Annotated in this window: 7 protein-coding genes and 2 pseudogenes; 3 read left to right on the top strand and 6 right to left on the bottom strand. The window is 42.7% G+C overall.

Going from position 1 to position 12920, the window contains the following annotated elements; translation table 11 throughout:
• The first annotated feature begins 74 nt into the window (after window positions 1–74).
• Together argH and WS34_RS06260 are read left to right on the top strand one after the other, a co-directional pair.
• Window positions 75–1412, top strand: coding sequence for an argininosuccinate lyase (gene argH / locus WS34_RS06265; protein WP_013612983.1), 1338 nt, complete (start codon window positions 75–77; stop codon window positions 1410–1412).
• A gap of 175 nt (window positions 1413–1587) precedes the next feature.
• Window positions 1588–1923, top strand: a complete 336-nt coding sequence (locus tag WS34_RS06260; protein ID WP_013612984.1) for a hypothetical protein — start codon at window positions 1588–1590, stop codon at window positions 1921–1923.
• A gap of 231 nt (window positions 1924–2154) precedes the next feature.
• Here the strand turns inward: WS34_RS06260 and creD are convergent, their stop codons facing one another.
• The 3 genes from creD to WS34_RS06245 all read right to left on the bottom strand — a co-directional run bounded on the left by creD (window position 2155) and on the right by WS34_RS06245 (window position 4527).
• Entirely contained in the window at window positions 2155–3531 is a 1377-nt protein-coding gene (gene creD, locus WS34_RS06255; protein ID WP_013612985.1) for a cell envelope integrity protein CreD, read from the bottom strand.
• Window positions 3532–3604: 73 nt separating this feature from the next.
• A complete protein-coding gene (locus WS34_RS06250) occupies window positions 3605–3907 on the bottom strand; it encodes a winged helix-turn-helix domain-containing protein (RefSeq protein WP_013612986.1) in 303 nt (100 codons plus the stop codon).
• Entirely contained in the window at window positions 3904–4527 is a 624-nt protein-coding gene (locus WS34_RS06245; RefSeq protein ID WP_013612987.1) for a hypothetical protein, read from the bottom strand. Before WS34_RS06245 ends, WS34_RS06250 begins: the two co-directional genes overlap by 4 nt.
• Before the next feature lie 161 nt (window positions 4528–4688).
• Between WS34_RS06245 and WS34_RS06240 the strand changes: the two genes are divergently transcribed.
• Window positions 4689–6017, top strand: a complete 1329-nt coding sequence (locus WS34_RS06240; protein WP_013612988.1) for a sigma-54-dependent transcriptional regulator — start codon at window positions 4689–4691, stop codon at window positions 6015–6017.
• A gap of 50 nt (window positions 6018–6067) precedes the next feature.
• Here WS34_RS06240 and WS34_RS15900 read toward each other — a convergent pair.
• The 3 genes and pseudogenes from WS34_RS15900 to WS34_RS06230 form a co-directional block, all read right to left on the bottom strand.
• A pseudogene (locus WS34_RS15900) lies at window positions 6068–7630 on the bottom strand (beta-galactosidase small subunit-related protein); the annotation flags it as partial.
• Window positions 7631–7720: 90 nt separating this feature from the next.
• Window positions 7721–10117 (bottom strand): annotated as a pseudogene (locus tag WS34_RS15895) (glycoside hydrolase family 2 TIM barrel-domain containing protein); the annotation flags it as partial.
• A 182-nt stretch (window positions 10118–10299) separates the two neighbouring features.
• The gene (locus WS34_RS06230) at window positions 10300–12801 is read right to left on the bottom strand and encodes a hybrid sensor histidine kinase/response regulator (protein ID WP_046403786.1); all 2502 of its coding nucleotides are present in this window, start codon (window positions 12799–12801) and stop codon (window positions 10300–10302) included.
• Between the last annotated feature and the right edge of the window lie 119 nt (window positions 12802–12920).

Here is a 12920-nt window from a genome sequence, read left to right as displayed (position 1 = left end):
CCTACTGGTATCCTCCGGAAAATGATCTGGGAGGGAGGCTGACAGGGGATCGTTAAAATTAAAATGATACTCATATGAAACTTTGGGATAAAGGATACGACATCGATCGTTTCACCGAAGAATTTACGATCGGTAAAGATAGAGAGTTGGATGTAATGTTGGCGAAAGCCGATGTATTAGGTAATATGGCTCATTTAAAAATGCTGCATCATATCGGGCTGATTTCCGATGGTGAATTGAAAGATTTGGCGCAAGGGTTGAAAGATATCTTCGCTGAAATAGAACAGGGAAAATTTCATATTGAGGCGGGGATAGAGGACATCCATTCGCAAATAGAATGCCTCCTCACCCGAAAGTGTGGGGAAGCCGGTAAAAAGATTCATACAGGGCGTTCCCGTAATGATCAGGTACTGACCGATCTGAAACTGTTTACCCGTACTGCCTTGATCGATGTGCTGCAACAGGTGACCTCCTTGTTTCATTTGCTTATGGAAAAGGCAGAAGCCAACAAAGATATTCTGATGCCGGGGTATACCCATCTGCAAATCGCTATGCCTTCTTCATTCGGCATGTGGTTTAGCGCTTATGCGGAGTCTTTGGCAGACGACCTGTTGATGTTGAAAGCTGCTTACGATATGGTCAATACCAATCCCTTGGGATCGGGAGCCGGTTATGGTTCTTCTGTACCTTTAAACCGGACGATGACGACCCGGTTATTGGGATTCGGCGATCTGGCTTATAATTCAGTTTACGCCCAGATGCAAAGAGGGAAAATGGAGAAAAATGTACTCTTTGCTTTGGCTACTGTTGCGACGACACTGGGGAAACTGGCTGCAGACGTGTGTTTGTTTGCTTGTGGAAATTTTGGTTTTCTCAGACTTCCCGATCGGTTTACCACCGGTTCCAGTATTATGCCTCATAAGAAAAACCCGGATATCTTCGAGTTGATCCGGGCGAAGACCAACCGGATTCAGTCTCTGCCTACACAGATGGCTATGCTTTGTGCGAACCTGACTTCCGGGTATTTCAGGGATATGCAGTTGAGTAAGGAGATATATTTGCCGGCATTTAAAGAACTGACCGATTGTCTGTTTATGACAGAGATGGTGTTGAAAGAAATCGAATTGAATCCGCTGATTCTTCAGGATAAAAAATACAGTTATCTCTTTACGGTTGAAGAAGTAAATGACAGAGTCGCTGCGGGGATTCCTTTTCGCGAAGCTTACCGGATGGTCGCTGAAAAAGTGCAGCTCGGAGAATATAGGGGGGATACTTCCCGGCCTTTACATCATACCCATGAAGGAAGTATCGGCAATCTGTGTTTGCAGCAGATTCGGGAGAAATTTGAACGCCATAGTTCGGAATGGAAGCCGGAGCAGGTGTGGCGGGCAGAAGCAGAATTAATGGAATAGTTCCACACTTTTCCACACTGTTGGGGAATCGATTCCCCATTTTTTGAAATATATCGTTTGGGATAATGATTTGATTTTTAGGCTTTTGTATCCGCTCTGACCATTGCTGTTTTTTGTGGCATATATTTTTCTTGTCTTCTATATAAAACAGAAAAAACTTTAAAAGACAAGGAGCATGAAAAATATAAAGAGAACATTATGGATCGCTATTGTGGTTGGGGCGTTTACATTATCTGCATTTGCCGTAGATCTGGTCCCTACTTCAGAATCCTTACTCCAGAAAGTGGAAAAAAAGAACGAAGTACGGACAGAATTGCCCCAGGCTGTCAAGTCGGCTGTGATTTCAAAATATGTCGCTTACGCTATTGAACAGTTTTCTTTTGAAGAGAATTCGGTTTATAAACTGATTCTGAAAGGCGATCGCAATAAATTGATCGTTTATTACACGGCGGATGGGGAATATCTGAGTCAGGAAACCGTTAAAACCGTACAAATGGTTGCCTTGATATAGTTTCTGATACCTAAAATGTAGAATTATTCCGGTCCTTGTTCGTCTTCGGTGTTCGTGTTCGGGGACGCGGTCGCTTCTGTCGGTTATCTAGCTTTTTCTTTCACTGACCGGTGGTGTCTGAGCGAAGCGAGTTCCGCCGGTCAGTGAAGGAAAGCCTTACCGGACCGTTCCAGGCGAACCGGTCTGACGGCACAAAACCCGGAATCGGAATAGAAAGAAAAAATAAACCTACTATTTCATTCCTCCGTTCCAGTTGATCTTTTGTGAATAATACATGATGACCGCCAGGATGATGAATAATCCGAGGCTACCGGCTAATAAAGCGTAAGTCTCCATTTGAATCAATACAAAGATATAGAGATATAATAGAGCCAGCAATCCGCCTATTGTAAAGGCTGTTTTCCGGATTTTGAGAATTCCCCGCATATATAGTGTCAATAGAATAATAGTCATGATCGCTGAAATAAGATAGGCTAAATTAAACCCCAGATGTTCCGAAATGGCGATCAATAACGTATAAAATAAACATAAGCCAAGTCCTATCAGTAAATATTGGAAAGGATGGATATTCTTTTTTTGCATCACTTCCACAAAAAAACTGATCACAAAAGTAAGAATGATAATCAGGGAGGCATACTTCACGGAGCGCATAGATTGCTGGTATTGTTGTACGGGTAATAAGAGGTTGACTCCGAAAGAAGAGAGTTCTTCTTCATTGTGGTACTGGTTACTGGTGAATACCTGGGGGTAATTTCGGTTGAGGTTCAATACCTTCCAGTCGGCAGTGAAACCGCTGTTCGTAATCTCACGGTTCTCCGGTAAAAAGGCTCCCGTAAAACTCGGGGTAGTGCAATTGGAGGTTAGGTGGATTTGTGTCGTTTTACCGAAGGGACTGAATTGAATCGATTCTGAGCCTTTAAGCTGTAGTTGGATCGAAAATTCAATCGAATCTCCGGCCTGAAGTTTTTGGTGTTGAGGTAGTACGGAGGAAACACCCGAAGATAAAATAAAATCCGAAGGTAATCCTGGGTTGAATTGAAGCGTTTCTTTACCCCAGTCGACAGTTATTTGTTCGCTGATTCCCCGAAGATCGGAAATCCCCAGATTCAAGGTCGCATGCTGAAGCGCTATGTCTTCGGGCAAAATGGTGGTTTCGAAATGTTCCGGGATGATAAATTTGCCTTTTAATACTAACGGCGTTTTATATACGACAATATCGTATAAACCACGACTCAGTTCTTCGGTTTCTACATTTCCTGTAATATCCAGAAGCTCGGGAAGAATATGGATATAGTTTTTGACTTTCTTTACCCTGATTTTCGTGGCTCCGTTTTCATAATAAGTCTCTTCGTAGTTTTCATAGCAGGGAATACTGATGAAAGGGCCTGTTACCAATTGTGAGCTGCTCCATTTGTTTTGTACTTCCGTTGTTGCTTCCGAGGCGGTTTCGGAACGTTCCGAGATTAATCCCCGGATCATTGCAAGCGGAATCAGGAGAATGAGAATTAAAACTCCGATTAAAATAATTTTGACAGACAAGGCATTCCGTTGCATAAACCCTTGGCGTGGGTATTTTTCCTGGTTGGAAAAAGAGATTTGTGTTTCCATAATCAGAAGAGTTTAAATTTATTTAATAAAGAACTTTGTATTTCAAAGTATAAGTGTAAAAAAATAGATATTATTATTCCAGTTGATTTTTTAGAAAATTTTCCAGGGCATTCAGGTGTTTTTTAAAAGCTTCTTTTCCTTCGGGGGTGACAGAAAAGGTGGTGTTGGGTTTACGGCCGATAAATTGTTTGTAGCTTCGGATATACCCCAATTCCTCCAGATTCCGGGTATGGCTGGCCAGATTACCATCGGTTAGTTCAAGCAAATTTTTCAAGGATACAAAATCGATGGATTCATTGACCAGGAGTACCGACATGATTCCTAACCGGGCTTTACTTTCAAAGGCCTTATTAATATCTTCCAGGTTTAGTTTCATTTGTTCTTTTTTTCGTATTTCAAATGAAAAAAGATACCGTAGACGATATGAAAGAGGCCGAAGCCGACGACCCAAAACAACAGAGCATAATTTTCTACAAAACTATCGGCCAGGCCGAGAGCGATTTCCGCATAACCCAGATAGCGGGTATTGGAAAACGTATAATTCGACGCACTGATCAGAGCGACGCCATAGAATATCAGCATGATCGAAGAAGTAAGGCCATAATGGCTTTGCCAGATCAATGATATACAAAGTATTCCGCCTACAACCAAAGGCAGGAAGAAATTCCACAGTAGCCTTTTGGTATTGAAATCGAATAAAAGAGATTGGTTGTTTTGGTGGGCTTTGTGCCTGCACATCAGGATGACCGTAACGATACAAACGATAATCAGTAAAGAAGCGAAGACGATCAAAAGTTGTAGTTTCGCAGGCGTGTCGACATCCAGTCTGGGTACCGGTGTTGTATTTCCCAGGATAGAATAAGCAATTATCGCGGCGATACAGGCGTATATACCGATAACGATAGAGGACAATCCGCTGAATGAGACAAACCGGGTGGACTTTTCCATCATGTTCCGGATGTCGTTTAAAGTGTTTAAAGCTTCCTGATTATTCATATTTCAAATTACTTTGTGATGCAAAGTTAAATATTTTTTGAAAAATTCGCCTTTGAATTGACTTTTTTTGCGAAAAAAAAGATAAATGCTTCGTTTCGTGGAGTTAGTTTCCTAATTTTGTAAAACAGTTCAGTCGGTTCGACTGTTTTATAAATTGGTATATGGCTAAAATTTTATTGGTAGATGACGATACCACTTTTTGTCTGATGTTGAAAACATGGTTGACAAAAAGAGGGTTTGAAGTAGAGAATGCTTTTTCTTGCCGTGAAGCTTTGGCGAAGCTGAAAGGGACGAAATATGATGTCGTGTTGACAGATTTGCGTTTACCGGATGAGGACGGAATTTATTTGTTGAAAAATATCAAGGCATCGACTCCTGAGGTTCAGGTGATTTTGATGACCGGTTATGCTGATATACAAACTGCGGTATTGGCGATGAAATTAGGGGCTTTCGATTATGTGGCGAAGCCCGTCATTCCGGACGAGATTTTGAAAAAGATCCAGGACACTTTGGAACAGACTGCTGTTCCCGAACAAAAAAAGCGGACAAAAAAGCCCCAATCGGTGCCATACATCAAAGGTACGAGTCTGGAAGCCGACAAACTTTACGAATATATTCGATTGGTAGCTCCGACTATGATGACTGTATTGATTACCGGAGAAAGTGGTTCCGGTAAAGAGTACATAGCCCGTTTGATTCATGCTCAGAGCAATCGTAAGGAGGCGCCTTTTATTGCCGTCGATTGTGGGGCGATCCCCAAGGATTTGGCAGCCAGTGAATTTTTTGGACATGTGAAGGGGGCTTTTACGGGAGCTGTGAACGATAAGACGGGTTATTTTGTGGCTGCTTCGGGAGGGACGATTTTCCTCGATGAAATCGGAAATCTGAGTTACGATGTGCAGGTACAGTTGCTACGGGCCTTGGAAGAACGTAAAGTGAAGCCTGTGGGGAGTGATAAAGAGATCGCTTTTGATGTACGTATTATATCCGCTACGAACGAGAATCTGACAAAGGCTGTGGCCGAGGGGAATTTTCGGGAGGATCTTTATCATCGTCTGAATGAATTTTCTTTAAAAGCTTTAAGTTTGCGTGAAAGAAAGGAAGATATTCCGGTTTTTGCCAATCATTTTCTGGCTGCCTCGAATGAAGAACTAGGAAAAGATGTGATCGGTTTCGAGGATGAGGTAATGTCTGTCTTTAAAAACTATAACTGGCCCGGTAACCTTCGCGAAATGCGGAATGTGGTCAAGCGGGCGACATTATTGTGTCTCGGTGATTTTATCTCTTTGAAAGATATTCCGGCCGAATTGGCAGCTGTGGATCCTGTCCCTCAAATCGAAGATCTGGCTTTGAAGCGAGAAAAGAATGAAGTACAGCTTATCCGTGAAGCATTGGCGAAATGCCACAACAATAAAAGTGAGGCTGCACGCTTATTGAAAATAGACCGTAAAACCTTGTATAATAAAATGAAGCTTTATTCTATTGAATAAAGCTTCATCCCGGCAGTTGAATTTTCAATTATTATCGATAAATCCTGTTTTTATTCTGCCAGAATCGTTATTTCGGCACCGGAGGCAAAGTCCTGACCGTTCTGTTCGCTTAAAGCTGTGAAACGGATATAACGGGCTTGCACCGGTTTGGCAAACTCAACTTGCTTCTCTTTGCTGCTATTATCGAAAGTACCTTTCTGAACAGGAGTTCCCCAGTTTTTACCGTCCATGCTTACCTGGATGCTATAATCTTTGATCTTACCGTTATTGCCGTCTTGGCGGGGTAAGTAAATGAAACCTTTGATATTCTTCACTTCTCCGGCATCCAGATCCACCCAATGCGGGTATTTGGCAACTGTTACGGAATACATCGTATGCCAGATTGTATTGGGATCTCCGTCTGTGAGGTGTGAAGCATCTCCCTCTCCGGCTTCCTGGCTGCTGGCATAGATCACAACAGTTTGGATGTTTTCCTGCTTCTCAAAGGAAATCTTCGTTTTGATAGCAGGTCTGTCTTTGAACCAGGCAGTTACCAGACCTCCTTCACGAAGTGATATCGGGGTTGTGTATTCTTTTACTTTGCTTTTTCCAACGGTGTAGCAAATTGTTGCATTCTTACGGGCTGAGGTTATTTCTACAGTTCCCGACTTACTACGTGTGATAGACAATGGAATTTCTCCGGCAGGAGCGATATTGGCTATTTTACTCAGGTCTTTACCGGCAGGACGAATGATAAATCCGAAATTGTGATTGTTGGCGAAAACCCGGTCCGCTACCAAAGGACCACCCTGACCGCAACTGTTTCCTCCCAGTCCTGTCACTGCTGCATCCAGATGCAACCAGGTGTCGCCGGCTTGTGGCAACTGATAAGGATGGGAAGCCAGAATCAAATCCTGGGCCGAATATGGTAAAGCGGAGACGGATAACCGATCGGTGGCTATAAATACAGCCCCCTGATTTGCCTGATTGGTTAGGGCACACCAACGCACATCTTCATGATTTCCCATGTCCTGAGGTTTCGGGAAGTTGACAAATTCTCCGGCAACCGTATTCTTATGCTGTTCAATGAACTGTCCGCTTTTCCGGTCTGCATAATTGTCGATCGGACCACGTCCGTAGTAGGTAAAATTGGCATATTCCTGAGGGATTTTCATGGCATAACCCAAACGGGGTAATACCAGATCAGGCTGATTGGAAGTAACACTGGCCTGTAATTCAATGGAACCATCCGGATAAACCGTCCAAATCTGATTGGTAGTGAATTTGAAATCGTTCGGACCGAAAGGGGTGTCGGTTAATTCTTCGATCGTATTCTTACCGGAACTGGTACCACCCAGTATTTTTGCTGCATGAGGCGCCTGGGATTCTACTGTAAAAGCCAATACAATACTTCCGTCCGGTTTATTCATAATCGTTGTTTCTTTGGCTTTGTGTTGTAAATGGTGTAAACCACGGTCAAACCACGAAGAATAGAACCAGTTGTCATTGTTCGTAAAAGCACGGAGTACATCCAGTTTCGGTCCATTACCTGCTGCTATGATTGTTGTTGAATCATAAGTCAGACTGTAAATCGTTCCTGTGGATTCATCGAACTCGACTTTGAAATTATTCCCTTGGATCACAAGGCGGGCAGTCCTGCTTTTGTCGCAGGTCAGTTTTCCGCCTTGTCTTATCATCGTGCTGATGAGAGGCCGGTGGGCTTCTTTCACCTGAATTTGTTCTTCTGCAACCACGAATCCTTTTCTCGCCCAAGGCATATCGTTTTTCAGTAAAAACTGCACTTTTACGAAATATTCGGAATCTTTCTTCAGATTATTGTATTGATAAGGAATAACTACCTGTACCGTATGGCGGGCAGGAACAATGCCTGTAGTCACAGGACCGGATTGTATTTCCTTGCCATTTTCATATAAGGACCATTTTACATCATAATCCGAAAGGTCTTTAAAATAATATTTGTTGAATATTCCGAATTGACCTTTCTCGATGTCAATCGCTTTCACAGCCATATTCTGATAGACTTTCTTCACTTCATAATATTGTGGTTTAGGTTCAAGATCTCCAAATACAATACCATTCATTACAAACTGACCGTCATTGGGGATATCTCCGAAATCTCCTCCATAGGCCAGATAACGCTTACCGGTTTTCTTGTCATAATTATACATCGACTGATCCACCCAATCCCAAATGGCACCGCCACAGAAGAAATTAGTAGATTCGATAGCTTCCCAGTAGTCGATCAGATTTCCACAGGCATTACCCATGGAATGGGCATATTCCGAGATATGGAACGGATATTTAATATCATAATTTCCTTTTACAGCTCCCCGTACCCAACCGATAGAAGGATATTGGTTGGAACCCATATCCACAATCGAATTGTTCCGTTCGTATTGTACCGGACGGGATAAATCGAATTGTTTTAAAGCTTCGTAGGCAGCGACAAAGTTTTGGCCGGGGCCTGCCTCATTTCCCAGCGACCAGATGACGATAGAAGGATTGTTTACATTGCTGTGTACCATTTCCATTACCCGGGCGACATGTGCATTTTTCCATTCAACGGGATGAGAAAGAGAAGCCGCCCCGTAATAGTATTCATGTGATTCGATGTTGGCTTCATCTTCCAGATAAATGCCGTATTTATTACAGAGATAATACCAGTAAGGATCGTCGGTATAATGTGAGTTACGTACATGATTGATATTACCTTGCTTCATCAGCATAACCTCTTTTTCCATCATCTCACGGGTTATAGCGTGACCTACAGCCGGGTTGGTTTCATGCCGGTTCACCCCTTTTAATTTTATCGTCTTGCCGTTGACATAGTAATAACGGCCGGCCAGGCCGAACTCATCCTGATCAGCCGGAGTGTCTTTGATTTCCACTTTCCGGAAACCGACAATCGTAGATACTGTCTCGATACTCCGGTTTTTATGATCTTTCAGTTCCGCGATCAGGGTATAACGATAAGGAGTTTCTGCCGACCATTTATTCGGATTTTTTACTTTCAGAACCACTTTTTCCGCTTCCTGGGTATTTCCTGTGGTAATAGGTTCTACCTGGGCAACGACACTGTTCCGGATAGCCGCTCCCTTAGTATCTCTAGCCAGAATAACCGGTTCATTCTCGTCAGAATACAATTTGTTGGCATACAAACTATAGCATACTTTATATCCTTTGGCCGTTTTCTTTCCAAAATTACGGATATCGGCCTGAATTGTCAGAGAACCGTCGGTGTGGTTATTATCCAAATCCGGAGTTGCAACCAGATCACGTATCTGTACTTTAGGGGTGGAATAAAGTGCTACGGTGCGGAAAATACCTGGCAAACGGAACATATCCTGAGCTTCCAGGAAAGAACCGTCGGAATTTCGGTAAACCTCTGCTGCGACTATGTTTTTCCCGGAACGCAAATAGTTGGTAATATTGAAATTAGCCGTATTGCGTGAGTTTTTCGAAAAACCTACATACATTCCGTTGATCCATAGATAGAAAAATGAATCGACTCCGTCAAAACTGATAAATACTTCACGTCCGTCCCAGTGTTCGGGAATCTCGAATTCCCGACGGAAAGAACCCACTTCATTGCGATATTTGTAAGTTGTCCAGTTCGTTGGAGGCGTACGCATTACGCCACCCCGCCAGTCGTCTGCTTTTACGCTATGCATAAAAATGACAGGTTGATTGACATAGATGGGTACTCCGTATTTCAAACTGCCATCTTGCTGAACTCCATAAATATTCCAGCTGGAAGGAACCGGAATATTGTCCCAAGCCGTCACGTCGAAATCGGTTTTATAAAAATCTTTGGGACGTGAATCCGGATCCGCTGCCCAGTTGAATTTCCAGTTACCGTTCAGCGATTGCCAATATATACTGTTTTCAGGCAGAACTTTTCGGGCACTTTTTATATCTTGAAAAGGAAAAAACCAAGCATGTGGCTGCTCTTTGTTTAGAGCCAGATTTTCCGGAGATTGCCACTCTTTTCCTGTTGGAGCCTGTTCCGAAGCATAGGTGTAACCTTTTAACGGCGGTCGTACACCGAAGCTTTGTATGACTAAACCACACAGTAATAGACTTAATGTGATTATACGCATGATGTGATTTCGTTTTATAAATATTTGTTGAGATCCGCACATTCTGTCTACAATATTCGTTAAAATCTGTCGGATTCCCAAATCATTTATAATGAATCTGATGATTTTTTCTCGATGCTGATACAACGAGAAGTAGTAACCTGTCTTTAAGGCTGATCAGCGAGCCCTGAAAGGGAGCCTGATCAGGAGATTTTGAAATCTTCTTTTAGTAACAGGATCGTTTTGTCGATTACTTCCTGAGTCAGGGATGAGATTTGATTTTCAGGGAGATCGTTTTTAGTCGCCTGTTCTAACTTTTCTAATAGGGGGATTTCTTCATCTATTTCCAGTTGACGGAACATCGGGAGCATTTTGTGGGCCAGTTGGACGATAGCTGTCCATTGTTTTTCTTCCTGATATTTTTTTAATAATTCTATATGTTCCCGGGTTGTCATTACAAATGAATCGAGGATTTTTTGTAGGGCTTCCCGATCGTTGTCGACAAACTGAAGGATATGTTTCAGGCTATATCCTCTGTGTTCTATGTCCTGGGCTGGATTTGAATAGGAAGTGGTTGCCGGTTCTGAGAGTGAAATACCTGTCAGTTGGGTGATTAAGGCTGTCAGTTGACCGGAGGTGAAAGGTTTGCTTAGAAAAGCACTGAAACCGGCATCGAGGTATTCTTTTTCCGTCCGTCCGGAATCTGCCGATAAGGCTACGATGCAGAGATCGGCAGCATTAGGTAGTGAGGAATTACGGATTTGTTTAACCAAATCGAAACCGTTCGTTTCCGGCATCTGGATATCGGAAAAAAGAAGATCGTATTTGGTAGAGGCCAGCTTGTTCAGGAGATGCTGTGGGCTGGTGGTGGCTTCTGCCTGAATACCATAATTAGCCAATAGACCGACCGCCATTTCCAGTTGAAGCGGATCATCGTCTATAAACAGAATTTTAGGTGAACCGCTCACCGGAATACCCGGTCGGGGGAGGAGGGGTGGCTCGTGGGAAGCCGTTGAGGATGAGGTGGTACACTGCCCGAGGGGAAGCAGGATCGTAAAACAACTTCCTTTACCCGGAGTGCTGTTCAGTTGAATTTCTCCCCCCAGAAGATGGATTAATTTCAATGTAATCGTTAATCCCAGGCCTGTACCTTCTATGGTTGCATGTGAAGTTAGGCGTGTAAATTCCTGGAAGATGATTTTTTGCTCCTCGGGAGTCATCCCTGAACCTGTATCCTGGATTTTTAGTCTGATCTTTTCCGGATTGACGGTTTCGGCAGAGAAGGAGATATGTCCTGTTGTCGTGTATTTTACTGCATTGGATAAGATATTGGTCAGGATCTGCCGGATGCGCAGGGCATCTCCTGAGTAGTCTTTATCGAGATCTTCGCTGAAACGGGCTTTTAATTCCAAATGTTTGGCTGCTGCCAGTGGCATAAAATTGTCCGTAATTTCCTGGAATAAATGATACGGATTGAACACGATATGCTCGACGGGCATTTTATTGTTTTCCAGTTTCGATAAGTCCAGCAAGTTACCGATCAGTTTCAGGATATGTTCCGAAGAACCCTGCATGTTTTTCAGGAAATAACGTTGCCGTTCGTTGATGGGGGTGTTATTGAGCAGTTCGATATAACCGATTACAGAGCTTAGCGGTGATTTGATGTCGTGTGTGACGGTCAGGATCATCTTTTCCCGGCTTTTCAATAGTTGATCGGCATAGCGGTTGGCTGCCTCGAGTTCTTTCCGATAGCGTTGGCTACGGGATAAATCGCGAAGAATGAAGAAGGTAAAGAACAAGATCAGCAGGAAGGCAATCACTGCCAGCCAGGCAAAAATCCGGATCATCGTGTTGAGGGTTTGTTCCCGGGTTTCTTGTTTGATTAGAGAATTCGTGATTTCTTCTTTTTCATAGGCTCCTAATATTCGTTTCAACTGATCCGTAATGTAGGTGCTCTGCTGAATTAAGGCATATTCTTTCCGGTTGATTTGACGGGTAATATCCTGGGTTTGTTTTTGTACATCTTCCCAGGCTGTTTTCAGAATATGAACGACACTGTCCGTATTTTGTAAGGCTGTTTGCCTGTTGAGCGTATCGATAACAGTATGATGAGAAACCGAAACTTTGAGTACGGAATCGGGCTCGGTCTTGGAAAAAAATAGCCAACGTCTTTTCTTTTTTTCTGATTTGGTGTACGAACTGTCCAGTGTCGTAATGTGTCTTTTCCGGATATCCGTCCCTTGCAGGCTGTCTCTTCCGGATTCTATACTGGCAATCGCTTTATTATAGAAATCATCCGGGACAAAGGATTGTTTTACCCGGACGATATCCTGCAAATTGCGTATTTTCTGATCGAGTAGATCATCGATCGTATCCAGACGAAGAATCTGGTCCAGACGGGTAGTTAAGTCTCTTAAAGAGTCTATATTCGATTCAACTTCCTCTATTAAATCCCGGTACTTTAGAAAATAGGATCTCGAACCGGTTTGTACAAAAGCATTTCCCAGCCCTTCCGATTCATAAAGCCCCGTGATCGTATTACCAATAATGAATAGTTTCCGGTTAGGATTATCACTATTTTCTTCGTTGACAATTAATTTCGTTATTTGCTTATAAATCAAAACAGCAGCCAGGATACTCAATAAGAACAGAAGACTATATCCTCCGATAACCTTCCATTGGGTATATTTTGAAAGTGAGGGCATGATCTCGTTTTTTATTACATTTCAATTTTTCACCAAATATAAAAAAATGCATCAAAATTTAGAGTATGTCGTACAAAATTTTGAAAGTTACAACAAAAAACAAACGCTAAATAAATGTT

This window comes from Odoribacter sp. N15.MGS-14, from assembly GCF_000980245.1.
GTDB classification, from domain to species: Bacteria; Bacteroidota; Bacteroidia; order Bacteroidales; family Marinifilaceae; genus Odoribacter; species Odoribacter splanchnicus.
This window is presented reverse-complemented; position numbering and strand designations above follow the sequence as displayed.